Origin of the sequence: Amycolatopsis sp. NPDC051373, assembly GCF_040689465.1 — a bacterium.
Classification (GTDB): Bacteria; Actinomycetota; Actinomycetes; order Mycobacteriales; family Pseudonocardiaceae; genus Amycolatopsis.
Genome location: NZ_JBFBAE010000015.1, coordinates 103,896 through 127,743, shown reverse-complemented (window position 1 = coordinate 127,743; position 23,848 = coordinate 103,896). Strand labels below are relative to the sequence as shown.

At 70.1% G+C, this 23,848-nt stretch carries 25 protein-coding genes; 9 read left to right on the top strand and 16 right to left on the bottom strand.

The genetic code is table 11. The features are described from left to right. Positions 1–86: 86 nt before the first annotated feature. Both AB0383_RS27705 and AB0383_RS27700 read left to right on the top strand, forming a co-directional pair. Complete coding sequence (locus AB0383_RS27705; RefSeq protein ID WP_366188912.1) at positions 87–974, top strand: LysR family transcriptional regulator; 888 nt, start codon at positions 87–89, stop codon at positions 972–974. 114 nt (positions 975–1,088) lie between these two features. Continuing rightward, positions 1,089–1,376 (top strand): hypothetical protein, encoded by a 288-nt coding sequence (locus tag AB0383_RS27700; RefSeq protein ID WP_366188911.1) that lies wholly within the window; start codon positions 1,089–1,091, stop codon positions 1,374–1,376. Positions 1,377–2,352: 976 nt separating this feature from the next. Here the strand turns inward: AB0383_RS27700 and AB0383_RS27695 are convergent. The 7 genes from AB0383_RS27695 to AB0383_RS27665 all read right to left on the bottom strand — a co-directional run bounded on the left by AB0383_RS27695 (position 2,353) and on the right by AB0383_RS27665 (position 8,912). Beyond that, positions 2,353–2,775, bottom strand: a complete 423-nt coding sequence (locus AB0383_RS27695) for a DUF5709 domain-containing protein (protein WP_364180927.1) — start codon at positions 2,773–2,775, stop codon at positions 2,353–2,355. Positions 2,776–2,852: 77 nt separating this feature from the next. Further along, a complete protein-coding gene (locus tag AB0383_RS27690; RefSeq protein WP_364180929.1) occupies positions 2,853–4,496 on the bottom strand; it encodes a RecQ family ATP-dependent DNA helicase in 1,644 nt (547 codons plus the stop codon). Between the two features lie 534 nt (positions 4,497–5,030). Then, positions 5,031–5,378: a UBP-type zinc finger domain-containing protein gene (locus tag AB0383_RS27685; RefSeq protein ID WP_364180932.1), complete on the bottom strand. Its 348-nt coding sequence runs from the start codon at positions 5,376–5,378 to the stop codon at positions 5,031–5,033. A gap of 42 nt (positions 5,379–5,420) precedes the next feature. After that, complete coding sequence (locus AB0383_RS27680; protein WP_364180935.1) at positions 5,421–6,062, bottom strand: DNA-3-methyladenine glycosylase 2 family protein; 642 nt, start codon at positions 6,060–6,062, stop codon at positions 5,421–5,423. A gap of 31 nt (positions 6,063–6,093) precedes the next feature. Beyond that, the gene (locus AB0383_RS27675; RefSeq protein WP_366188910.1) at positions 6,094–6,867 is read right to left on the bottom strand and encodes an SDR family oxidoreductase; all 774 of its coding nucleotides are present in this window, start codon (positions 6,865–6,867) and stop codon (positions 6,094–6,096) included. A gap of 126 nt (positions 6,868–6,993) precedes the next feature. Further along, positions 6,994–8,019, bottom strand: a complete 1,026-nt coding sequence (locus tag AB0383_RS27670; protein WP_364180941.1) for a LacI family DNA-binding transcriptional regulator — start codon at positions 8,017–8,019, stop codon at positions 6,994–6,996. Between the two features lie 113 nt (positions 8,020–8,132). Then, positions 8,133–8,912 carry an IclR family transcriptional regulator gene (locus tag AB0383_RS27665; protein WP_366188909.1) on the bottom strand — a complete coding sequence of 260 codons (780 nt, stop codon included), beginning with the start codon at positions 8,910–8,912 and terminating at the stop codon, positions 8,133–8,135. A gap of 244 nt (positions 8,913–9,156) precedes the next feature. On the opposite strand from AB0383_RS27665, the gene AB0383_RS27660 reads away from it, so the two are divergent. Next, complete coding sequence (locus tag AB0383_RS27660) at positions 9,157–9,591, top strand: cupin domain-containing protein (protein WP_364180947.1); 435 nt, start codon at positions 9,157–9,159, stop codon at positions 9,589–9,591. Between the two features lie 50 nt (positions 9,592–9,641). Then, positions 9,642–9,971: a cupin domain-containing protein gene (locus AB0383_RS27655; protein WP_366188908.1), complete on the top strand. Its 330-nt coding sequence runs from the start codon at positions 9,642–9,644 to the stop codon at positions 9,969–9,971. Positions 9,972–10,008: 37 nt separating this feature from the next. Here the strand turns inward: AB0383_RS27655 and AB0383_RS27650 are convergent, their stop codons facing one another. The 4 genes from AB0383_RS27650 to AB0383_RS27635 all read right to left on the bottom strand — a co-directional run bounded on the left by AB0383_RS27650 (position 10,009) and on the right by AB0383_RS27635 (position 14,673). Continuing rightward, positions 10,009–11,733: an FAD-dependent oxidoreductase gene (locus tag AB0383_RS27650; RefSeq protein WP_366188907.1), complete on the bottom strand. Its 1,725-nt coding sequence runs from the start codon at positions 11,731–11,733 to the stop codon at positions 10,009–10,011. Between the two features lie 60 nt (positions 11,734–11,793). Further along, positions 11,794–12,549 (bottom strand): SDR family oxidoreductase, encoded by a 756-nt coding sequence (locus AB0383_RS27645; protein ID WP_366188906.1) that lies wholly within the window; start codon positions 12,547–12,549, stop codon positions 11,794–11,796. Positions 12,550–12,643: 94 nt separating this feature from the next. Then, positions 12,644–13,963, bottom strand: coding sequence for an NAD(P)/FAD-dependent oxidoreductase (locus AB0383_RS27640; protein ID WP_364180959.1), 1,320 nt, complete (start codon positions 13,961–13,963; stop codon positions 12,644–12,646). A 110-nt stretch (positions 13,964–14,073) separates the two neighbouring features. Continuing rightward, positions 14,074–14,673: a TetR/AcrR family transcriptional regulator gene (locus AB0383_RS27635; RefSeq protein ID WP_364180962.1), complete on the bottom strand. Its 600-nt coding sequence runs from the start codon at positions 14,671–14,673 to the stop codon at positions 14,074–14,076. A gap of 105 nt (positions 14,674–14,778) precedes the next feature. On the opposite strand from AB0383_RS27635, the gene AB0383_RS27630 reads away from it, so the two are divergent. From AB0383_RS27630 to AB0383_RS27620, 3 genes are read left to right on the top strand one after another with little or no spacing between them, the layout of a single operon-like run. Further along, the gene (locus tag AB0383_RS27630) at positions 14,779–15,699 is read left to right on the top strand and encodes a 2-dehydropantoate 2-reductase (protein ID WP_366188905.1); all 921 of its coding nucleotides are present in this window, start codon (positions 14,779–14,781) and stop codon (positions 15,697–15,699) included. Beyond that, entirely contained in the window at positions 15,699–16,781 is a 1,083-nt protein-coding gene (locus AB0383_RS27625) for an enolase C-terminal domain-like protein (protein WP_366188904.1), read from the top strand. Before AB0383_RS27630 ends, AB0383_RS27625 begins: the two co-directional genes overlap by 1 nt. 18 nt (positions 16,782–16,799) lie before the next feature. Next, positions 16,800–17,324 carry a TIGR00730 family Rossman fold protein gene (locus tag AB0383_RS27620; protein ID WP_366188903.1) on the top strand — a complete coding sequence of 175 codons (525 nt, stop codon included), beginning with the start codon at positions 16,800–16,802 and terminating at the stop codon, positions 17,322–17,324. 1 nt (position 17,325) lies between these two features. On the opposite strand, the gene AB0383_RS27615 is transcribed toward AB0383_RS27620, so the two are convergent. The 4 genes from AB0383_RS27615 to AB0383_RS27600 form a co-directional block, all read right to left on the bottom strand. Next, on the bottom strand, positions 17,326–18,087 hold the full coding sequence (locus tag AB0383_RS27615) for a formylglycine-generating enzyme family protein (RefSeq protein WP_366188902.1): 762 nt from the start codon (positions 18,085–18,087) through the stop codon (positions 17,326–17,328). Positions 18,088–18,299: 212 nt separating this feature from the next. Continuing rightward, positions 18,300–18,728, bottom strand: coding sequence for a VOC family protein (locus AB0383_RS27610; RefSeq protein ID WP_366188901.1), 429 nt, complete (start codon positions 18,726–18,728; stop codon positions 18,300–18,302). A gap of 25 nt (positions 18,729–18,753) precedes the next feature. Beyond that, complete coding sequence (locus AB0383_RS27605; RefSeq protein WP_366188900.1) at positions 18,754–20,460, bottom strand: MOSC and FAD-binding oxidoreductase domain-containing protein; 1,707 nt, start codon at positions 20,458–20,460, stop codon at positions 18,754–18,756. Positions 20,461–20,550: 90 nt separating this feature from the next. Next, positions 20,551–21,417 carry a DUF427 domain-containing protein gene (locus AB0383_RS27600; protein WP_364180979.1) on the bottom strand — a complete coding sequence of 289 codons (867 nt, stop codon included), beginning with the start codon at positions 21,415–21,417 and terminating at the stop codon, positions 20,551–20,553. A gap of 116 nt (positions 21,418–21,533) precedes the next feature. On the opposite strand from AB0383_RS27600, the gene AB0383_RS27595 reads away from it, so the two are divergent. Both AB0383_RS27595 and AB0383_RS27590 read left to right on the top strand, forming a co-directional pair. Beyond that, entirely contained in the window at positions 21,534–22,136 is a 603-nt protein-coding gene (locus tag AB0383_RS27595; protein WP_364180982.1) for an ABATE domain-containing protein, read from the top strand. Positions 22,137–22,146: 10 nt separating this feature from the next. Further along, positions 22,147–23,064: a pyridoxamine 5'-phosphate oxidase family protein gene (locus AB0383_RS27590; protein ID WP_364180985.1), complete on the top strand. Its 918-nt coding sequence runs from the start codon at positions 22,147–22,149 to the stop codon at positions 23,062–23,064. A 184-nt stretch (positions 23,065–23,248) separates the two neighbouring features. On the opposite strand, the gene AB0383_RS27585 is transcribed toward AB0383_RS27590, so the two are convergent. Further along, complete coding sequence (locus tag AB0383_RS27585) at positions 23,249–23,848, bottom strand: CGNR zinc finger domain-containing protein (protein WP_364180988.1); 600 nt, start codon at positions 23,846–23,848, stop codon at positions 23,249–23,251.

The following is a 23,848-nucleotide window of genomic DNA, read 5'->3' as shown; positions in this document are numbered from 1 at the left end:
GCCTGCCGTCAGTTTCCGCACATCGGCCAATGAAACCTTCGCATCGCGCAATACGCTTCGCGTATCACCGCCGGTAGAATTGCCACATGCCCGAACATTCGGTCGACCTCGACCTCCGGCTGGTGCACTGCTTCACGGTCGTCGCGGAGCACAAGCACTTCGGTCGCGCGGCCGAGGCCTTGCACGTGACGCAGCCTTCGCTGAGCCGTCAGATCCGCCGTCTCGAGCAGCAGCTCGGCGCGCGGCTGCTGGACCGCACGCCGCAGGGCAGCCGGCTCACGGAGGCGGGTGAGGTGTTCCTGCCGCAGGCGAAGTCGTTGCTGCGCACCGCGGCCCAAACCATCGCGCGCACGCGGGCCGCCGCGCAGCCCAGCCGGTTGGCCGTCGGGTACGCGGGCGGGCTCATCGTCACGCCCGCTGTGCGGGAGATGCGCCACCGGCATCCGGACGCCGACGTGCAGACGCTGCACGTCGCGTTCGACGACGTGCCGACTTCGCTGCTGGAGCACCGCGTCGACGTCGTCGTGAGCCGGCTGCCGTTCGCGACCGAGGGGCTGCACGTCACGGTGCTTTACGACCAGCCGCGTGTGGTTATTCTCCCATTGGATCATCGGCTGGCCGGCAAGGAATCGGTGAGCATCAACGACATCGCCGACGAACCGCTGCCCCGCATGCGCGATACCGATCCGGCGTGGAGTGCGTACTGGCGCGTCGAACCACGGCCCGACGGCCGCCCGGCGCCCGACGGGCCCGTGATCGAAGCGCTGGAGGACAAGTTCGAGCTCGTCGCGGCCGGTCAGGCCGTGGCCATCTCCGCAGGCCACGACGTGCGCTTCCTGCGTCCCGACCTGACGTCGGTGGTGCTGGAGGACGTCGAACCGGCGCACGTCGTGCTCGCCACCCGCGCCGACGACCGCAGCCGCCTCGTCGCCGCTTTCCGGAAGTACGCGCAAACACACCTCACGGGCCGCTAAAGTGAACGGGAGTTGAACGAAAGGGTTGCCATCGTGCGCTGACTCCCCGCTCTCGCGGCCGGACCGCCGCTGCCGCGACACGACCCCGTTCCTGCGCACCCCGAGGGACCCCCGATGAGCACCGAGAACAACACCGTGCGGCAGTGGCGAGCGCCGAAAACGGTGGCAGAACTGGCGGCCGGCCCGGCCTGGACCGTCGAGCGCAGCGCCACGACCGGCCAGTGGAGCACCGCGGAGTGGCGCCACGGCTCCTGGCAGATCGGCCTGACGCCGGTGCGCCACGGCGTGGTCGCGGCCATGCTGTGGTCGCAGGACAAACTGGTGGAACACACGCGCGGCGGCGAGGCCACGATCTGCGCGAAGGTGACCGGGTGGCTGGAGGAGATCGCGCGCACAGCGTGACTCGGGAGTCCGCGCGGTTGTTCCGCCACTGCACGCCGGATGCGGCTCGAGGATGTCGGGCCGGGCAAGGGCGTGAACGGCAGGCGTCAGCCAGGCAGTCGCGCTTTTTGTTCACGATGTCCCGCACAGGTTCGCTCGCGGCTGGTGGAACCCATCAAGCAGCGGGGTGAAGTCGGAACTTCCGCGAGGCAGTTGCGCCGTGTCCAGCGGCGCCCACTCAGGTTCGCTCCTGGCCGGCCGCACCCGACCGCACGGCGGCGTGCACGGCGGAACCTCGGCGAGGAAGGCGCGCCGGCTCCCCTGCGCCACGGGCCAGTTCGCTCGCGGGTTCACGGAATCCGATCAAACGGCGCAGTGAATGGCGGAGCTTCCGCGAGTCAGTTGAGCCGTCTCCAGCTGCGCCCCCGGGCCGGTTGGCGCCGGCCCGCGGACCCCGACCGAACGGCTCGGTGAACCTCACAACTTCAGCGAGTCAGTTGCGCCATGTCCAGCGGCGCCCCACCCAAGTTCGCTCCTAGCCAGCCGAACCCGACCGAGGCGCTCGGTGAACCTCGGGAGCTTCAGCGAGGCAGCTGCGCCATGTCCAGCGGCACCCCACCCAAGTTCGCTCCTAGCCAGCCGAACCCGACCACAGGCGGCGTGCATGGCGGAACCTCTGCGAGGAAGGCGCGCCGGCTCCCCTGCGCCACGGGCCAGTTCGCTCGCGGCACGCGGAATCCGATCAAACGGCGCGGTGCACCCCGGAACCTCGGCGAGGCGGTTGCGCCGTCTTCAGCGGCGCCCCACTCAGCCTCCCTGCGGAACCCGACCGAGAGGTGGCGGGAACGTCGGGACCACGACGAAGCTGTCACGCGGTCTCCCTTGCACCACACCTCCGGCCGAGGCCCTGCCCGCCGCGCTGTGCGGACCGCGTCAGCCGGGCAGGGTGGTGTGGGAAATCCCGCACCACCCTGACCTCAGCGGTTGCCGGCGGTTCTCAGTAGTCCTCGGGGTCGTCGACCACGTGGACGGCGGCTTCCTCTGCGGAGGCGGCACCGCCGTCGATGCCGACGTCGGAGGCGTACAGCTCCTCGTCGGAGTCTTCGCCGGAGCCCTCGTCGGCGGCGACGAGGCGGCCCGCGCGGAAGTCGCCGAGTTCGCCGTCGATGAGTTCGCCGTCGGTGTCCTCGCTGTCGCCGAGGTCGTCGCCTTCCTCGGGCTGCACGTCGGGCACCTCGCGGGCGAGGCGGCCCTCCCAGCTTTCGCCTTCGCGCTCTTCCTCGGGCGTGGTGCCGAACTCGTCGACCTCGTACGGCTTCTCCGGCGGCGAGTAGCCCTCGTCGTACGGATCGCCGTCCTCGAGGGTGTCTTCAGGGTCGAGCACGCCGGTGTCGGCATTGTCCTCGATGTCGTCGTCCACGAACGGCTCCTCTCTCCGGGCGCACCCAGTCTCGCGCCCGAGTCGGGAAGTTACCAGGCGAGCCCGCGGGCTCTTGTTCAGCGCGGCTGGAGGATGCCGGACGAGATCGTCGACGCGGTGAGGTGCTTGTAGCCCACGCTGGGGAAGTAAACGAGCAACTCGTGTTCGTCCTGGGACAACAGTTGTCCGTCTCCCCACAGGCGGTGGTGCACGGGGGCACCGCCGGAGACGTCGGCGCGCTGGTGTTCGGTGGTGTGCGCCGAACGGTCGTTGTCGCAGTTTTCACACGGCGGTGTGTAGTTCTCACCGAAGTATGCGAGAAGTTCCGCACGGCGGCACCGCGTGCTTTCGGCGTATCCGCGCGCGGCCTCGATCCGGCTGGTGAGCACGGCCTGCCGGCGCAGGTCGAGGTCGACGAGCTGGTCGGCAAGCTCGGCCGGTGGTGCGAGTTCTTGTTCGCATTCCACCACGCGGTGGTGGCCCGACCCCGTGACGCCGACGAAACCCAGCTCCGCCAGCTCGTTGACCACCCGCTCGACGGCGTGAGCGGGCACCCCGGCGCTGGCGGTCAGGTCGGTGAGCGTCGCTTGCCGAGGCGAGTTCTCGACCGCGTCGACCACCAGGTGCACGGTCTCCTCACCCAGGTGCGTGCGGGCGGCGAGCAGGCGCGGGATGCGGATGGTGCGCGGGTCGTGCACGAGGACGGCCACGGCGGGCTCCCCGTCGCGGCCGGCGCGGCCGATCTCCTGGTAGTAGTCGTCGATGCTCGCGGGCACACCGGCGTGCACGACCGTGCGGATGTCGGGCTTGTCGATCCCCATCCCGAACGCGCTCGTGGCGACGACGACGTCCAGCTTCCCCGCGAAGAAGTCGTCCTGCACCTGCGCGCGGGTGGCCGCCGTCATGCCGCCGTGGTAGGGCGCGGAGCGGAAGGCGTCGAGGCGCAGGCGGTCGGCGAGGGACTCGCAGCGGGCGTGGGTGAGGGCGTAGACGAGCGCCGGGGTGTCGTGCTGGAGGAGGACGTCGACGCACCGGTCGTCGACGGCCCGCGCCTCCGGTTTGCTGGGCTGCGTCGGGCGCATCGAGAGCGAGATGTTCGGCCGGTCGAAATCGGCGATCACCACCTGCGGGTCGCGCATCCCCAGCCGGCGCGTGATGTCCGCCTGCACGGGCGGCGACGCCGTGGCCGTCAACGCGAGGATCGGCGGCCGGCCGAACTCGGCGATCGCGTCGGTCAGCCGCAGGTACTCGGGGCGGAACTCCTGTCCCCATTCGCTCACCAGATGTGCTTCATCCACCACGAACAACGTGACATTGGTGATCGCCGCACGCGTCTCGGCGTTGATGAGCTGCTCAGGGCCCAGAAAGACGAAGTCCAGCGCGCCCTTCTCCAGCCGCGCCAGCGTCTCGCGGCGCTCGTGGACCTTCTGAGTTGAGTTGAGGAGCTCGGCGTGGATGGTCCGGTCGCCGTACGGGCGTCCGGCGATGGACCGCAACTGGTCGCGCTGCAACGCGATGAGCGGCGAGATGACCACCGTCAACCCACCGCGGGCGAGGCCGGCGACCTGGTAGATGGCACTTTTCCCGCTGCCCGTGGGCAGCACCGCCAACGTGTCCCGCCCCGCCGCGGCCGCGTCGGCCGCCTGCACCTGTGAGGGCCGAAGTGCGAAATCGAACAACGCACCCGCGACGTCGGTGGGATTCGGACGTGAGCTGGTCATGGTGTCGAAGGTACTGCCGGCCAGTTGATTCCCGTACGGCACGCTCAGGAGGCCGTGCGCGGTGCGGCGAAATCTCGGCGCCCTACTACACGCGCGATGGCGACGAGTGGGACCGGCCGGCCGAGATCGACGGAGCGTGCTTGGCCGAGCGGACGGTCATGGGCTGGGCGACTTCGTACGCGGAGTTCAACGCAGGCTCTGGTGAACCGGACGGACACACGAGGCTTTGGTTTCGGCCTGGACGCCGAGCGCGCCGCAATCGGGTTCTTCTGGAGCGGATCTCCGCGAACGCCTTCGACGAGTCGTGCGGACTGCTGATCAGCGCACTCGTCCCGTACCTCGGTGGCAACGACGCCGGACCCGGGTTCTACCCGCTCACCCGGGAAGAAGCTCTCCGTTCTACGACCGGCAGGTCTCTGGGCCGAGCATCTCGGCAAGCTCCACCGGCAGCACGAGCAGCCGCGCCGACGATCAAAGGCACTGCTCGGCCCGGGCTGCCCGGCCGTCACCACGACCGGGCAGCCCCGAACCGAGTCAGTGAAGCTGCTCGGCCCAGTTCGCCGGCAGGCGGTCGGCCGGGCCGGGTGCGGCCTGCGTGAGCGGGTGGTGCGTTGGGGCGGCCAGTTCGGGGCCGCGTTCGTACATCACTTCCTCGGCGTAGTCCCAGAACCACTCCTCGCCCGGCTCGAAGCTGCGGACGATGCGGTGGCCGGACGAGGCGGCGTGCGCACTGGCGTGCTGGCCGGGCGACGAGTCGCAGCAGCCGATGTGGCCGCACTGCGCGCAGCGGCGCAGGTGGAACCACCAGCCCTGCGGACTGGCCGCATCACAGTCGGCGCAGCCGTTGCCGCTCGGCGCCACCGTGGGGTCGACACCCTCCACGTGTTTCTCCTTTGCGCGAAAAGTCCTGTGGCACCAGCTTAATCACAACCGTGGCGCCTGCTCGGCCAGTTGCCAGAGGTACAGGCACGCCAGCGTGCGGTACGGCCGCCACGGCTCGGCCACGCGCGTGAGCTCCGCGGGCGTCGGCCGGGCGGGCAGCCCGTAGGCCCGCTCGACGCTGCGGCGCAGCTCGAGGTCACCGGTCGGTAGCACGTCAGGGCGGTGCAGGTGGAACATCAGGAACATCTGCGCGGTCCACACGCCGATGCCCTTGACCACGTCGAGCTGCGCGACGACCTCGTCGTCGGGCAGCTCGTTCAGCGCGTCGAGGTCGAGGCGCCCCGCCAGGATGCAGTCGGCGAGCGAGCGCAGCGACACCGTTTTCGCGCGCGAAAGACCGGCGGCCCGGCGCAGCTGCTCGGGATCGTCGGCCAGCAGCTCTTCCGGCGTCGGCAGCCGGCCGCCGAAGCGGTCCTTCAGCTTGCGGAAGATGGCGCGCGACGCGTGGATCGAGATGTTCTGGCTGACGATCGCGCGCACGAGCACGCCGTAGTTGTCCTTCGGGATGTCCGGGTCGCCGGCCAGCGCGGGGTCGGGCGGCAGCCGGGGCGGCGGCCCGACGATCTCGTCCATGACCCGGCCGAGGACCGGGTCGGCGTGGCGCAGGTGCTCCTCGGGTGTCATCAGCGGGATGTTACCCCAGGTCAGACGGGGTTCAGATCGTCTGCGTCAGGCCGCCGTCGAGGATGATGTCGGCGCCCGTGAGGTTGCCGACGCGGCCACTGGCCAGGAACGTCACCAGGTCCGCGACCTCCTCGGGCCGGGTGAACCGGCCGGTCACGGAGCCGGCGGCCGCCTTCGCCGCGACGTTGCCGGGCTCCGCGCCCACGGCGCCCCCGACCGTCTCGGCGACGCCGCCCTTGCCCAGCCACAGGTCCGTGGCGACCGGGCCCGGGCTGACCGTGTTCACGCGGACGCCTCGCGCGCCGACTTCCTTCGACAGGGACTTGAAAAAGCTGAGGCATGCCGCTTTCGCCGCGCTGTAGTCGATCACCAGCGGGTCGGGCAAGGTCGCGTTGACCGAGCACACCGTGACGATCGCGCCGGTCCGCTCCAGCAGCGAGGGCAGCGCCGCCCGCGTGGTGCGCACGGCCGACATGAAGTCGAGGTTCAACGTCGCCAGCCAGTCTTCGTCCGTGACGGAGACGAAGCCGTCAGGCCGGGGCCGCACGGCGCCGACGTTGTTGACCAGAATGTCGATTCCGCCCACGCGCGCCACGGCCTCCTCGACCACCCGCGCCGCGCCGTCAGGCGTGCCGAGGTCGACCGCCACGGTCTCGACAGGCAGTTCCTTGAGATCCCCGTCGACGTTGCGCGCCGCCGCGACGACCTGAACACCCTCCTCGACCAACGCCCGCGTCACCGCCAGCCCGATCCCCCGGCTCGCACCGGTGACGAGCGCCGTTTTGCCGCGCAGCAGCAGGTCCATCGGAGACTCCTTCAAGCGTCGGTCGTGCTTCTCGGGAGAAGCTTAGGCGGGGTGCCAAGCCAGGAGCCACTGCTGCTCACTACCCGGCTGCAATCGTTCACAATGGGAAGGGCACGGCAATTAGGGTCAGTTCGCGCGCAACGGCGCCGTGGAACGCCGGTTGACCAGCTCGACCGGCAGCACGATCGACCGCGGCCCCTGCTCGGGGTTTTCCAGGTTGTCGACGAGAAGTTTCGCGGCTTCGCGACCCAAGTCGTACTGCGGAATGCGGATGGTCGTCATCGGCGGGGAAACGTGGTCCATGAACGGGGTGTCGTTGAAGCCGATGATGCTCACGTCGTGCGGGCACGTCATTCCGTGTTCGCGCAACGCGTCGTAACAGCCGAGGGCGATCAGGTCGTTTCCCGCGACGATCGCGGTGAAGTCGATCTTCTCGTCGCGCAGGAGTCCACTGAGGACACGATGTCCCTCGCGTTGCGACCACGCGTCGCACTGCGCCACGCGTTCGGGCTCGCGGTCGAGGCCGTGGTCGGCGAGGCCCTGCACGAAGGCGCGCTTGCGATGCACGCCGGTCGACAGATCTTGCGGGCCCGCCAGGTGGATGATCTTGCGGTGACCCAGCTCCACGAAGTGGCTGAGCGCGAGGCGGACGCCGTGGTCGTCGTCGGCCGTGACCGACGGGATGTCGCGGCGGTCGACGGTGCGGTTGACCAGCACGAGCGGGTGGCCCTGGCCGGCCATCTGCTCGGCGGCGTCGTCGTGGAGGCGCGACCCGGCGGAGATGAACCCGTCGACGCCACGCGAGAGGAACGCTTCGATCGACGCGGCCGTGATCTTCGGGTCGTCGTCGGTGTTGGCGATCCACGTGCTGTAGCCACGCTCGCGCAGGATGTCCTCGGCGCCGCGCACGATCGGCGGGAAGATCGGGTTGGTCAGGTCCGGCAGCAGGATGCCGATCGCCATCGACCGGGCGGTGCGGAGCGTGCGGGCGCTGAGGTTGCCGGAGTAGCCGAGCTCGGTGGCGGCGCGGAGCACACGGTCGAGCGTCGCACTGTTCACCAGGTGGCGACTGGTCTCGTTGAGGGCCCTCGACGCGGTCGCGACGTGGACCCCGGCGCGCGCGGCCACGTCCTTCAAGGTCGCTCTTCGCACGACGGCAGTATACGCAGAGGTGCCGAGCGACCCGCCCATTTCGGGTGCGATTTCCGCGCCGGTCTCGACGTAACGGGCGCAGGTGCCGCACATTGTCTTGCAAACGATTTCAGTCAGCGCGGGGTGCTCGCCCAGCGCGCCGACTCGTTGATGAGCCGCGCGCTGATGAGGCCGGCCGCGTTGGTCACCGACGCGCGGGCCGACGCCACGACGGCCGTGGTGAACATCGTCGCGGGGCCGGCCAGCGAGACGCCGCCGACCGCGTGGCCCGACGCGTCGAAAATCGCCGCCGCGACGGACATCCGGTCCTTCTGGAACGACCTCGACGCCAGGAACCCGTCTTGCCGCGCGCGGACCAGCTCGGCTTCGAGCTCGTCGAGGTCGGGCGGCGGCGTCGAGCTCTCCGCACAGCACTTCTCCACGTGGGCCACGACCTTGTCGAACGGCAGCCACGACAGCGCCGCCTTGCCGCACCCGGTGAGGTGCGCGGGGGCGCGCTGGCCGACGCGGTTGTGCATCGGGACCTTGCAGGTGCTGGCGTTGCGATCGAGGTAGACGACCCAGCCCTGCGTGAGCTGGCCCAAGTGCGCCTCCTGCTCGGGCGCGCGGACCAGGCGGTCGAGGATGCCTTCGGTCGCGCGGACGAGGCCGGTGCGTTCGATGATCTGGCCGGCGAGCTCCAACAGCAGCGGGCCGAGCTGGTAACCGTTGCCGGAATCCTCCAGCATGCCCTCGGCGACGAGGGTGCGGCACAGCTCGTGGGCGGTGCTGCGCGGGATGTCCGCGCGGGCCGAGACCTGCCGGACCGACAGGACACCCACCGTGGGCGAGAAGGCGCGCAGCACCTTGCAGGCCCTCACCACCGACGCGACGCCACCACGCGTTTCATCCATCTGCCCACGATAGGTCGGGTGCCGGCGTTCTGGCCGGGAAGTGTCCGGCTCTGCCGGACGGCATCGGAGTGATCGCCGATCACCATCGAGCGCGCAGGTTGTTCGTTCTCGAACGCCAGATGTCCTTCATCGCACTATTCTTGGTGGAGACACCGCAAGGAGCCGCACCGCTGTCACAGATCGCGGCCACGTCTTGTCTCAGCTCTCGGAAGGACAACCGACACCAGGTCCGTGAAGGAAGCTCATGAGCGTGGAACATTCGCACCACCTGCCGAACCCCAAGTCGAGCGCGCCGCCGCCGAAGATCGAGCTGGTGGCGACCGCGGAGGGGGCGCCGGCGGCGCCCGAGGGGGCCGTGCCGATGACCATCCTGGTCACGTTGCCGCCCGGGAGTGACGGGGCGCCGCCGCACCGGCATTCCGGGCCGGCGTTCGGATACGTACTCAAGGGCGAGATCATCTTCGAGCTCGAGGGCGACCCGGAGCGGGTGATGAAGGCCGGGGAAGCGTTCTGGGAGCCCGGGTTCGACGTGATCCACTACCAGGACGGCAACAACCTCGACGACGCCGAGTCCCAGTTCGTCGTCACGATGTTCTGCGCGCCGGGACAGCCGATGCTCATCCCGGTAAGTGACAAGGAGCTCGAGCAGCGCAAGCACCTGCGAGCGCCCCGCCCGTGACCCGGAACGGGGGCCGGCCATGAAAGCCGGCCCCCTCGGCAAGGAGCGCCATGAACCTGATCACCCTCGCCGAGACCCACGCCGGGCTCGCGGCGCAGGCGTCCTCCGGGCGCAGCGCGGTGACCGTCCACGGTGGACACGAGCACGCTCTGCGCCAGACCGTGATGGCGCTGAGCGAAGGCGAACACCTGCACGAACACGAACACCACGGCGGCGAGGCCACCGTGCTCGTCCTGCTCGGACACATCCGCCTCGTCACCGATACCGAAAGCCAAGGCGCGGCACCCGGCGACTTCCTCGTGCTCCCCGAGCGACGGCATCGCATCGAAGCCGAAAGCGACGCGGCAATCCTCTTCACGAATGTCGTGCAACCCCAATAAACAGGGGGCTCTCCCGACCAGGGAGAGCCCCCTCATCTCACTCGACCAGTTTCCCTTCCGAGGAAACCTCCCGCATCAACGCCGCGATCTCCGCAGGCACCGGCGGCAACTCTTCCCGCTCGATCCGCCCGGGCCCGGACCACACGAGGTTCACCCGCATCGACTCGTCCAGCTCCGGGTAGTCCGAGCGGTTGTGACAACCGCGCGTCTCGCGCCGTTCCACCGCGGCCTCCAGCGTCGCCCGGCAGGCCAGCGCCGAGGACTTCAAGTCGAACGCGTGCGCCAGGTCCTGGAACCCGGCCAGGTCCGGGTGGACCCCGACGTTCTTCACCCGATCCTCGAGCGCGTCCAGTTCGGACAGTCCCGCGAGCAGACCCTCCTCGTCACGTACGACACCCGCGTGCTCGGTCATCGTGTTGCGCAAGGAACGCTGCAGGGCCCGCACGTTCTCCGGACCGTCGGCCGCCAGGAGCTCGTCGACCTCACCGCGAGCCTCCGCCAGCGCGCCGGCGGAACGGCGTTGCACAGCCAGCGAAGCCGAGTACTCTGCCGCCGCCTCGCCGACGATCCGGCCGTACACCAGCAGCTCGATCAGCGAGTTTCCGCCGAGCCGGTTGGCACCGTGCAGACCGCTCGCCGCCTCACCGATCGCGTACAGGCCTTCGACACCCGTGCCGTGGTCGGACGAGCGCACCCAGACGCCGCCCATCGAGTAGTGCGCCGTGGGCGCGATTTCGATCGGGCTCTTCGTGATGTCGAGCATCTGCAGTTCCAGCAATGTCTGGTACACCCGCGGCAGCCGCTGCATGATCGTCTCGCGCGGCAGGTGCGACACGTCGAGCCAAACGCCGCCGTTCGGCGTGCCACGGCCCGCCTTGATCTCGGTGTAGGCGGCCAAAGCCACCCGGTCGCGTGTGGACAGTTCCCTCCGCTCCGGGTCATAGCGCTCCATGAACCGCTCGCCCAACGCGTTGCGCAGCTGCCCGCCCTCGCCGCGAGCGGCTTCCGACACGAGAGTGCCCGCCGCGTTTTCCGGCTCCAGCAACCCGGACGGGTGGAACTGCACCAGCTCCGGGTCGCGGATCCGGCCGCCGGCCAGCACGGCGAGACGGAACGAGTCGCCGGTGTTCTCGTCGCGCCGCGAAGACGTGCGGCGCCAGATGCGCGTGTGCCCGCCGGCGGCCAGGATCACCGAGTCGGCGTGGATCACGTAGCGGGTGCCGTCGTCGAGGCCGAAGCCGTACGCACCGAAGACCACGTTGTCCTGCACCAGGATTCGCGTGATGTAGACGTTTTCGAGCATACGCACGTCGAGCTGTGCCGCCCGGTTCACGAGCGTGCGCTGGATCTCCAGCCCGGTGTAGTCACCGGCGAACGCGGTGCGCCGGTAGGTGTGCGCGCCGAAGAACCGCTGGGAGATGCGGCCGTCGGCCTCGCGGGCGAAGGGCATGCCCCAGCGTTCGAGGTCTTCGATACCGCGCGCGGCGTTCTGCGTGACGACCTGCACCGTGTCGGGGTGCGCCAGGAGGTAGCTCTCCTTGATGGTGTCGGCGGCGTGCTGCTGCCAGCTGTCGTCGGTGTCCATCGTCGCCAGCGCCGCGTTGATGCCGCCGGCGGCCAGCGTGGTGTGGGCGTCGCCTTTGGACCGCTTGCCGACCACGAGCACGTCGACGCCCCGCTCGGCCAGCTCGATCGCGGCGCGCAACCCGGACCCGCCCGTGCCGATCACCAGTACCGACGTCGCGACCTGCTGTTCTGTCATCGCGTTCCCTCCTAACGGGATGCGCGGGTGGCACCGGAACGGGACCACCCGCGCGAGGAATCACTTCCTGGGCGGGTTGGCCGGGAGCCAGTCCGCGAACTTGATCTGCCCGAGCTGGGCCCCCTCGTCGGGCAGCAGGCCCTTCGGACCCGGCTTTTCGCCGAAGTAGCGGGCCTCGGGGTCGACGGTGACCTCACGCGGGTCGTTGCGGAAGGTCAGGGCCTCGCGCACCCAGCTCTCCATGGTGAAGACCTCGGGCCCGCCGATCTCGGTCATGCCGCCCAGCGGCGAGCCGGCGGCGACCTTCGCGACGGCACCGGAAACCTCGGACGCCGCGATCGGCTGGATGCCCGCGTCGGGGAGCTTGACGACGTTGCCCTCCGTGCCGCCGTCGGCGATCGCGCCGACGAACTCGAAGAACTGCGTGGCCCGCACGATGGAGTACGGCAGGCCGGAGCCCTTGATCAGCTCCTCCTGGGCGACCTTCGCGCGCAGGTAGCCGGATTCGGGCAACCGGTCGCTGCCGATCACCGACAGCGCGACGAAGTGGCCCACTCCCGCGCCCTTGGCGGCCTCGGTCAGGTTCGTGGTGGCCGCGCGGAAGAAGGCCATCACGTCGTCGTCGGCGAACGACGGCGAGTTCGATACGTCCACCACCACGTCGGCGCCCTCCAGTACTTCCTTGACGCCTTCGCCCGTCACCGTGTTCACGCCGGAGCTGGGCGACGCCGGAACCGCCTCGTGGCCGTGCTCCGTCAGCAGGCTCACGACCCGCGAGCCGATCAGGCCGGTACCGCCGATGACGACAATCCTCATGATGCGCCTTTCGCTGGGTGTCCCCGGCCGGCCCGGGGACTTCGCACCAGCCTCGACAAGGCGGACCGCGGATCTGTGACAGCGCCGCCGCGGATCACCTGATCGGGTCACCTCCGGACACGAACGCGTCGCGCGGGTGCTCGACCGACGCGAGCGACACGATGTCGCGGCCGAAGAACGCCGCCGTGAGCCAGATCGCGAGCACGCGGACCTTGCGTTCCCAGCTCGGCACGGCCAGCACGTGGTAACCGCGGTGCATGAGCCACGCGAGCAGGCCCGTGATCACGATCCGGCGGTACTGGAAGATGCCCTTGCCGATGCCGAGCGTCGCGACGGAACCCAGCCCGTGGTGCACGTACGGCTTGGGTGTGCGCCCGCGAACATGCGCGGTGAGGTTTCGAGCAAGCAGCTTGCCCTGGCGCAACGCGTGTTGTGCGTTCGGCACCGTCCGCGCCCCCGCCACCGGCGACGCGAGGTCCGGCACGGCGGCGTCGTCACCGGCGCCCCACGCTCCGGGCACCGGGTCCGTCTCGGTGCCCACCCGCAGGTCGGCGCGCACGACCAGCAGGCCACGCTCGTCGATCGGCAGGTCGGTGTGGTTGTGCACCACGGGGTTGGCGGCGTTGCCCGCCGTCCACACGATGAGTGCGGAATCGAACTCCTCGCCCGTCGAGAGCACCACGTGCCCGTCGACGGCCGAGCGCAGCTGCGTGTTGAGGTGCACGTGGGCGCCGCGCTGTTCGAGCGAGCGGACCACCCACCGCCCCGGCTTGTCGGTGACCTCGGGCAGGATCCGGCCCTGGGCCTCCACCAGGTGGAAGCTCAGCTCGTCGCGGCTGATCTCGGGGTACGACTTCAGCAGCGCCGTCGCCAACGACAGCAGCTCCGCGAAGCCCTCGACGCCCGAGAAGCCACCGCCGACGAACGTCACGGTGAGCAGCTTCCGCCGCGCCGGCCCCGACTCGAGCGCCGACGCGCGGTCGAACGACGTCAGCAGCCGGTCACGGATCGCGACGGCCTCCTCCACGTGCTTCATCCCGATCGCCTCCTCGGTGACGCCGGGGATCGGGAACTTGCGCGTGACGGCGCCGGCCGTCACCACGATCTCGTCGTACTCCAGCTCGAACTCCGGTCCCTCGGCCGGTCGCACGACCACGCGGCGGTTCGCGTGGTCGATCTCCGTGACCGCTCCCGCCACGATCCGGGTGCGCTTGAGGTGCCGCCGCAGCGACACCGCCGCGTGGCGCGCCTCGATCGACCCGGCCGTGACCTCGGGCAGGAACGGTTGGTACGTCATGTACGGCCGCGGGTCGACGACAGTGAGCTCGGCCTCCGACGGCCGCAACCGCTTCTCGAGTCCCCAGGCCGCGTAGAAACCCGCGTACCCGCCGCCGACCACCAGGATCCTGCGCATTTCGCTCCTCGCTCTCTCGCCCTGCACAGGAGAGACAAGACAGCGATGCCGGATGTGACAGGTTTGCCCCGTTCGAGTGGGCACCGTCACGAGGTGGACGCCCAACGGCCTCAGACCGAGGCAGGAGCCTCCGCGGCGAGGCCGGCCAGGGCACTGTCCGCGATCGACTGCAGGGTGACGCGGCCCGGGGTGGTCTTGGCGAGCACGTTCATGCCCTGCACCACAGCCACGAGCAGGGGCGCGGATTCGGGGCCGGCACCCGGGCGGAGTTCGCCGGCGGCGCGAGCGCGAGTGAGGGCACCGGCGAAGGCGGTGCGGAGGTTGGCGAGGTGTTGTTCGAACATCGCGGCCAAACCGGGGTCGCGGTCGGTGAGTTCGACGAGCGAGTTGGTGACGAGACAGCCCCAGCGGCGCCGGCCGTCGACCATGGCGTCGACGAGGTGGGCGAAGTAGTCGCGCAGGCCGGCCATGCCGCTGGGAGCGACGTTGAGCCGCTCGACGGCCTCGGCGGACACGGTGGCCGCGTAGGAGCGGAGTGCGGCGACGAACAGGTCGTGTTTGTTTCCGAACGCGGCGTAGACACTGCCGGGTTGGATGTCCATGGCCTGGCACAGCGCCTGGATCGACGTGGCGTCGTAACCGCGCTGCCAGAAGGTGTCCAGGGCGACGCCGAGGGCTTCGTCGACGTCGAAGGTGCGTGTGCGTCCCACGCCGCAATAGTAGAGTAAGCGTTCAAGAATATCGACACCGCTATTCCAGCGTGGTAGAAACACCAGGGCACACAACTTGGACGAGCGATCAACTAAGGGGATCACATGCGGGTCGTGGTGATGGGCACCGGCGGAGTGGGCGGCTACTTCGGGGCGCGGCTGGCCCAAGGCGGCCACGACGTGAGCTTCATCGCCCGCGGCAAGCACCTCGAAGCGTTGCGCGCCAACGGATTGAAGGTCGAGAGCCCGTTCGGCGACCTGCACCTGCCGAAGATCGACGTGACCGACGATCCGACCCGGCTGGCGCCCGCCGACCTCGTGTTGTTCGGGGTGAAGCTGTGGGACACCGAGACGTCTGCGGAGCTCATCAAGCCGTTGCTCACCGAGCAGACGGCCGTGGTGTCGTTCCAGAACGGCGTGGTCAAGGACGACATCCTGCGCCGCGTCCTCGGACCCGAGCACGTGATCGGCGGCGTCTGCTACATCGCCGCCACGATTGCCGAGCCGGGCGTGATCCGGCACACGGGCACACTGCAGAAGCTGGTGTTCGGCGAGTACGACGGCACCACCTCGGCGCGTGTTCAGAAATTCCACGACGCGTGCGCGGAAAGCAACATCGACGTGGAGATCAGTACCAGCATCGAACAGACGATCTGGGAGAAGTTCGTGTTCCTGGTCGGCCTTTCCGGCACCACGAGCACCGCGCGCACCACGATCGGCCCGATCCGCGCCAACCCGCGCTCGAGGGCGTTCCTGCACGACGTGATGGCCGAGGTCGTCGAGGTCGCGCGCGCCCAGGGCGTGGCGCTGCCCGCCGACTACGCCGACGACCGGCTCGCCTTCACCGACGGCGTGCCCGAAGGCATGACGTCCTCGATGCACCACGACCTCGAACGCGGCAACCGGCTCGAGGTCACGTGGCTCAGCGGCGACGTCGTCGAGCGCGGCAAGGCGCTGGGCGTGCCGACGCCGTGCAACCGCGCCATCACCGACATCCTCGCCGTGCACAGCGAAGGCCACCACTGATGTCCCTCACGATCCGGTCGGTCGAAGCCACGCTCGTGCTGGTGCCGATGCGCCGGCCGCTCGGGACCAGCGCCGCGCGCGTCACGGCGGCGCCGTTGCTGCTGCTCGACCTGCACACCGAGGAAGGCGTGACCGGGCGGGCGTATTCGTTCTGCTACCTCGAAAACGCCGGCCACGCCGCCGCGGCACTGGTCCGCGGCGTGCACGAGGCGTTGGCCGGCACCGCGGCCGATCCCGCGGCCGTGCGGACAACACTCGAAGCGAGGTTCAAACTGCTCGGCGTGCAAGGGCTCGTCGCCGCGGTGCTGTCGCTCGTGGACACCGCGTGCTGGGACGCGCTGGCCATCGCCGCGGGCCTGCCCTTGGCGCGGCTGCTCGGCGCGCCACTGAATCCGATCCCCGCGTACAACAGCAACGGCCTCGGCCTGATCGAACCGTCGGCCGCGGCCGACGAAGCCCAGGAACTCGTGGCCGAAGGTTTCCGCGCGGTCAAGATGCGGCTCGGTCGCCCCGCCGCCGACGATCTGGCCGCCGTGCGCGCCGTCCGTGCGGCGGTCGGCCCCGACATCGAAGTCATGGCCGACTACAACCAGGCCCTCGACCTGCCCGACGCCCTCGTCCGCTGCGGCGCGCTCGACGACGAAGGCCTGTCGTGGTTCGAAGAACCCGTGCGCCACGACGACTACGCGGCCAACGCCCGGCTCACCGCCACCGTGAGCACCCCCGTGCAGATCGGCGAGAACTTCGCGGGCCCGCGCGCGATGGCCGTCGCTCTCGAGCACGACGCGAGTGACCTGGTCATGCCCGACCTGGATCGCATCGGCGGCGTCACGGGCTGGCGCGACGCCGCCGCCCTGGCCGGCACGCGGGGCATCCCGCTGTCTTCGCACCTGTTCCCCGAGGTCAGCGTGCACCTGCTGGCCGCGACACCGACCGCGCACTGGCTGGAGTACGTCGACTGGGCCGCCCCGATCCTGCGTGAACCGCTGCGGATCGCCGACGGCCACGCGACGCCGCCCGACCGCCTTGGCAACGGCCTGGAGTGGGACTCCGAAGCGGTCGCGCGGTACCGCGTGGGCTGAGCTTTATAGAGTCCGGCCATGAACATCTGCGTCTTCCTCTCCGCCGCCGACCTCGACGAGCGCTACACCGAGCCCGCGCGCGAGTTCGCCGACCTCGTCGGCAAAGGCGGCCACACGCTGGTGTGGGGCGGGTCCGACAGCGGCCTGATGAAGGTCGTCGCCGACGGCGTACGGGCTTCGGGCGGGCGCCTCGTCGGGATCTCGGTCGAGCTGATGCGCGCCGCGGCCCGCGAGGACGCCGACGAAATGGTGATCACCGCGGACCTGGCCGAGCGCAAGGCGCTGCTGCTCTCGCGTTCCGAGGCCGTGGTCGTGCTGGCCGGCGGCCTCGGCACGCTCGACGAGGTCACCGAGGTCCTGGAACTCAAGAAGCACGGGCTGCACCACAAGCCGATCGTGCTGCTCAACACCGACGGCTTCTACGACGGCCTGATCCTGCAGCTGCGCCGGATGGAAGACGACGGTTTCCTGCCGCTGCGGCTCGACGACCTCGTGCACTTCGCCGCCGAACCCGCCGACGTGCTGGCCTACCTCGAGTCCTGACTCAGATGTCGGCGGCGGTACGGAAACCCGTGTTGCCGCTGGAAGAATCGGGTGTGTTGCCCGTCCGGGCGGCGACGCGGTAGCGGTTGCAGTAGGACTCGTGGCACAGGTACGACCCACCGCGCATGGACCGGTTTTCGGGGTCGAACCGATCGGCGCACCACTCCCAGACGTTGCCGGACACGTTGTACAGGCCGAAACCGTTGGGCCAGAACGCATTCACGGGCGCGGTGCCGACGTGACCGTCTTCTTCCGTGTTGTGCACGGGGAACCGGCCCTGCCAGATGTTGCACCGGTGCTCGCCGCCGGGGGTGAGTTCGTCACCCCACGGAAACCGCGCCTGGTCGAGCCCACCGCGCGCCGCGTACTCCCACTCGGCCTCGGTCGGGAGCCGACGCCCGGCCCACGCGCAGTAGGCCAGGGCGTCGTTCCAGGACACGTGGACAACGGGGTGGTCCCACCGGTCCTCGACGCTGCTGTGCGGTCCTTCCGGCGCCTGCCAATACGCGCCCGCGACGCCGCACCACCACGGGGTCTGCTCCGGCCGCGGCGAGATCTTGCGCAGCGCACCGGGCACGAACTTCGCGAACACGTACGTCCAACCGAAATCCTCGGCCTCCGTCCGGTGCCCGGTGGCCTCGACGAACTCGGCGAAGCGTGCGTTGGTCACCGCGTAGGCGTCGATGGCGAACGGCGCCACCGTGACTTCCCGCACCGGGCCTTCCCGATCGTCGGGGAACCCGTCGGCGTCGTCGGTCCCCATCCGGAAGCTGCCGCCGGGCAAGGTGAGCAAACCGTCCGCGTTGGTCGCGGGCCCGGCCGGAACCTCAGCGGCCAGGGAATGGTGCGAAGAGCGCGAAGGCGGACAACATTCGGACACGGGATGGGAACCTCCTCACCCGCACAGTAACTTCCCGAACATCTTCCGACACTTCCCGCACAAGCAACGGCAGTTTCGGCACATCCGCCGACCCGTCAGGCGCGGTACCCGATCTCCTGCACCACCCACGTGTTCCCATCCGGGTCCGCGAAGTCGAAGGCGCTCGCGTAGTCGCGGCGGTCGGCGTCGAGGCCGGGCGCCCAGTCGCCCTGCCAGTCGGCGAGGCCTGCCTTGTGGCGGAAGTCGCCGACGGGGACGCCGCGCCCGGCGAGCTCGCCGCGGGCGGCTTCGAGGTCGGTGACGACGAGGTAGGTGGTGCGCGCCGAGCCCGGGGCGGCGTCGGTGAGGCCGGTGCCGAGCTGGATGGAGCAGGCGGAGCCGGGCGGGGTGAGCTGGACGACGCGGTAGCCGTCCTGCGGGTGGTAGTCGACGTCGAGGGAGAACCCGACCTGGTCGGTGTAGAACTTCAGCGATTTGTCGACGTCACTGACAGCCAGGGTGAGGACCTCGAGAGCCCAGTTCATCGTGGTGTTCCTTTCGAGCACGGGGTTACATGTCCAGGACGAGATCGGTGTGCGGGGTGGAGCAGCACACCAGCGCCTGGCCCGGATCCGGCGGCTCCAGTGGCGAAGGCGAGTAGTCGACGGAACCGGAGAGCACGGGCGTCACGCACGTGTGGCAGACGCCGCTGCGGCAGCTCCAGCGCGCAGGCACGTCACACGCCTCGGCGAGTTCCAGCAGGCTGCCACCGGGGGACCGGGCCGAGATGCCGCTGCGCGCGAACGTGACGGTCGGCCCGGTTCCGGGCGGCCCCTCCGGCGCGTGCGGCGGGCGCGGGGCCTGGCCGACAAGGCCGGGGTTGATGGCGTCCAGCGCGCCGAACAGCTCGCTGTGGATGTGGGACGCGGCCAGACCCGCCGAGGTGAGGGCAGCGGTCATGTCCGTCATGAACGCCGCCGGGCCGCACAGGTACGCCGACGCGTCGGCGGGCACACCCAGCTCCACCAGCGCGTCCTTGGTGAGCCGCCCGGAATGGGCTCCGGCCGAGGTACGTTCCTCCGCCGTCGCGGCGCTGTAGAAGATGTCCGCGCGGCCGCCGGGCAACGCGGCGAGCAACTCCCGGGCCTCGGCGGCCAGCGGGTGCTCCGCCGGCCCGCGCGCACCGTGGATCCACCACACCGCGCGGGTGCTGCCCTGCGCGGCCAGCTGGTGGAGCATCGCCAGCACCGGTGTCACCCCGATCCCGGCGGACACGAGCAGCACCGGCGAAGAACCGTCGCCGAGCACGAAGTCGCCTCGCGGCGCGGCCACGTCCAGCACCGCGCCTGCCGCCAACTGCGTGGTCAGGAAGGTGCTGGCCGCCCCCTCGCGCTTCACGCTGATGCGGTAGCCGTCGGAGCCCGGCGCGGAGGAAATCGAGTAGCTGCGCACCGGGGCCGGCGTGGCGGCGCCCGGGACTCGCAGCGTCAAGTACTGCCCGGGCCGGGCGGCGGGCAGCGCGCTGCCGTCCTCGGCCTCGAAATACACCGACGTCACCGAGGTGCTCTCGGGCCGCACCGCCGTGACGCGCAGCGGGCGGAAGCCCTCCCACGCGGGTCCCTGAGCGACGGTCCCGATGCCCAGCAGCTCCTCGAACGACTGCCGCCACCCCGGGCTCAGCGCGGGGATCCCCGCGGCGACGCGCAGTTTCTCGCCGTTCTTCTCAGGCAGGTACAGCAACGCATCGGTGTCGGCCACGCTCAGCGCGCCCGGCCCGGTGCGCGTCTTCACGATCGGGTCGCCGGCCGCGACGTGGCCCTCGCGGATGACGCGGAAGTAGAACCCCGGCCGGTGGTGGGCCACGAGCAGCGCGGGCAGCTCCGGCTCGCCGAGCCGCATGCCGACGCGGTAACACGTGACCCGCGGCTGTGTGACCTCGAACTCGGCCTCGCCGATGCGGTAGCGATCGCCGATGCACACCTCATCGTCGGGCAGGCCGTCGACGGTGAGGTTCTCGCCGAACGAGCCGTACTCCAGGCCGTCGCGGCCGAAGTGCTGCTCCCAGTGGCGGTACGAGCCGATCTGGTAGACGAACACGGCTCGCTGCTCGCCGCCGTGACCGCCTTTGTCTCCCTGGCCGTCGCCGTCGATGTTGAGGCGGCGAACCATGGCCGGGCCGTCGACGGAGTGCTTCCACACTCCCGTGTAGACGGTCTTGCCCTGCCAGGACACGTTTTTCGGCAGGCCCACGTTCACCGACAGCACTTTTGCGGTCATGCCAGCACCTCCTGCGCCGCGACGACGTACCACTGTGACACGGTTACCACCGGTTTCCCCGGCTCGTTCGGATTCGGTAAGGCCGGCACCTCAAGCGGTGCGCTTCTCGATCTCGTCGGTGTCGAGGCCGCGGTCGACACCGTGCGCGATCACGGTCTGGCCGGGCTCCAGCGACTGCCGCGCGCCGTCGAGGTAGACCTCGATCTTGTCCGGTTCGAAGGACACCAGGCCGGAGACGCGCTCGACCTCGGTCCAGGCCTGCTCGTACGACCAGGCGGCGCCGGCGTGCGAGCCGATGTCGTAGTAGCTCGCGAGTCCCTTGTACGGGCAGAACGTCTGTCCCTCGATCGGGGTCAGCGCGCCATCCACGATGTCCTCGCGCGGCACGTACCAGCGCGGCGCGAAGCCGGACTCGTACAGCACCACCGGGTTGTGCGTGTCGGCGATGACGCGGTCACCGTCGCGGACCACGAGGTGCCGTGACGTGCTGCGGATGTCGTTGCGGTGGTAGAGGTCCGCGGCGTGGCCGACGATCCGGTCGTCTTCCTCGTAGAAGGCCTCCATGGCGCGCCACGCGAAGGCGACGCGGTCCTTCAGCACGTCGGCGTACTCCGGCAACCCGGTGTACTCCCACGCCGCACGCTCGGCGCGGCCTTCGCCGGCGGCGACCGTGTACCACGTGGTGTCACCCAGCTCGCGGTGCTTCGTCACGCGGCCGCTCGACTCCAGCACGCCGTCGGAGACGGCGGTCTTCGGGAAGAACGCCACCGGGTAGTGGCCCGGTTCGTGCAGGAGCAGCACGTCTTCACTGTCGACGATCCACGCACCACCGAACCGGACCCGCATCCGCCTGCGCAGTGGCTCCACGAAGAGCAACCGCTCGGGCAACGGCTCCGGGGTGAGGAACCTCCCGACCGACCTGGTCGAAAGCGGTCCCTGCTGCCATGCCAGTCCCATGACTTTCGCCTTCCTTTTCGCTAACGGATTTGCGGACTGTATATCCGTTAGCATAACGAACGCAAGGCCCCTTCAAAAACTTGTCGACAGCGATGACTAATGCGTACACTCGTGTCATGAGCAGTAGCGTCAGCCTGGAGGACATGCAACGGGCGGGCTTCCCGATGGGCGGCGAGCCGCTGGTCGCGCTGGATCTCGCCGACACGCTCGCGGCCGCGACGGAGTCGGGCGACGGCGACCTCCTCGCCTCACCCGAGCGCAGCGCCGCCTGGTGGCGGCTGGAGCTGCCGCGGCTGCCGGGGTCGGCGGCACCAGGCCTCGTGCCCACGCGCCGGCTGCGGTCCGCGATCCGGGACCTGCTCGAAGCGCACCTCGACGGCCGCGGGCCCGCGCCGGCGTCGCTCGAGGAGGTCAACGCGGTCGCGGCGGCCGTGCCGACGAGCCCGCGGCTCGAAGCGCACGAGGCCTGGGAGACGCACACACGCTGGCACAGCGAGCACGGCGGCAACGTCGCGCTGGCGGCCATCGCGCGCGAAACGATCGAGCTGTTCGCCGACCCCGCGCGCCTCGCCAGGCTGCGCCGCTGCGCGAACCCCGACTGCACGATGTTGTTCCTCGCCACGAACCGGCGTCGCCAGTGGTGCGCGGGCAACGTCTGCGGGAACCGCGTGCGGGTCGCCCGCCACTACCGCCGGACCCACGACCAGCAAGCCGGATGAGAGGGCACACATGACCACGCAACCGATCACCACCGGGTTCCACAGCGGTGAGCTGAGCGTGCAACGGCAGGCCGGGCTCGAGTTCGAAGCGGCGCGGCTCGAAGGCATGCTCGCGCCCGCGCACCTGAGCCGCGGGGGCGAGGGTTTCCTCGCGCAGCGCGAGTTCGCGGCCGTCACGGCGCGCGACGCCGACGGGACACTGTGGACGTCTCCCCTGCTCGGGCCCGCCGGTTTCCTGGAGGGTTTCGACACGACGCTGGTCGTGCACACGCGCCCCGGCGCCGGCGACCCTCTGCACGAGCTGCCCACGGGCGAGCCGGTCGGCCTGATCGCCGTCGAGTTCGCGACCCGGCGCCGGCTGCGGGTCAACGGCACCGTCGTGGCCGCGGCCGAGGGCGGGTTCCTCCTCGACGTGGAGCAGGCGTACGGCAACTGCCCCTCCTACATCCAGCAGCGCCGGCTGGAGATCGACTCCGAACCGGCGCCGGCCGCCGTCGAACGATCGGACGCCCTGACCGACGCCCACCGCGCCCTCATCCGCCGTGCGGACACGTTCTTCCTCGGCACGATCCACCCGACGCGCGGCGCCGACTCGTCCCACAAGGGTGGCGAGCCCGGCTTCGTCCGCCTCGACGGCGACGACGTGTGGTGGCCCGACTACGCGGGCAACAACCTGTTCAACAGCCTCGGCAACATCACCACCGACCCCGAAGCGTCGCTGCTGTTCCTCGACTTCACCACCGGCACCACGCTCCAGATGACCGGCACCGCCGCGCTCGAATGGGTCACCCCGGGCACCGCCGGCGAGGACGACGCCACGGGCCGCCGCGTCCGCTTCCACCCGACGCGGGTGGTATCGCGTACGGGCGTGCCGCTGCACGCGTCGGGCGTGGTGCCGTCGCCGCACAATCCGCGAGTGACGGCTTAGGGGTCCGGACTCTCCCGGCCGCAGTGCCTCCGTAACAGCCATGGGTTGCCCTTCCGCGCGCCGGCCAGATCACCGCGAAAGTTACGTCGCACAATGACGACTGTGCCGGAAAATGATCAAACAACGCACCAGCACTGACTCTTCGTGCAGTTGTGCGCTCATTTGCCGGCCTGGACGGACGTGGTCACGCCTGGTGCGTGGTGCGTTCCCGGAAGGCCGCCGCTTTGCTGCTGTTGCCACAGCGCCGCATGGAGCACCAGCGGCGCCGGCGGCCGCCTGGCGTGTCGAGAAAGAGCATGCGGCACAACGGCGAGTCGCAGGCGCGGAGGCGCGTTCGGCGGGCCGGGTCGGTCACGACGTCGATGGCATCACGGGCGACGGTGGCCAGCACCTGGGCGGACGTGCGGAGGCGGGGGCCTGAAGCCACGCGGCCGTCGGCGGCCAGCTCCAGACGCGAAGGTTCCGCGGTGAAGACGGCGTAGGCCTCGACCGTCGCGGCCGCGGTGGGGTCGACCGGGGCGTCGGCCATGACGTCCGTGACTACGCGGAAAACGGCCTCCCGCAAGCGTTGCGAGTCGGAAAGCGCGGCCTCGGTCGCTTCGCCCGGGAGCAGCGGCAGGCCCACGCCGGTGGCCCACGCGTCGAGGCGGGCGGTGTTCCCGAGACGCTCGATGGCCGCGGTCGGGCGACGGCCGAGGGTGGCGACGAGGTCGAGGGCGCGGGAACCGGCGTCGAAGCGGAGTTCCTTGAGCTGGGCGGTCACGCGGACGCGGGGCTGGGTCAC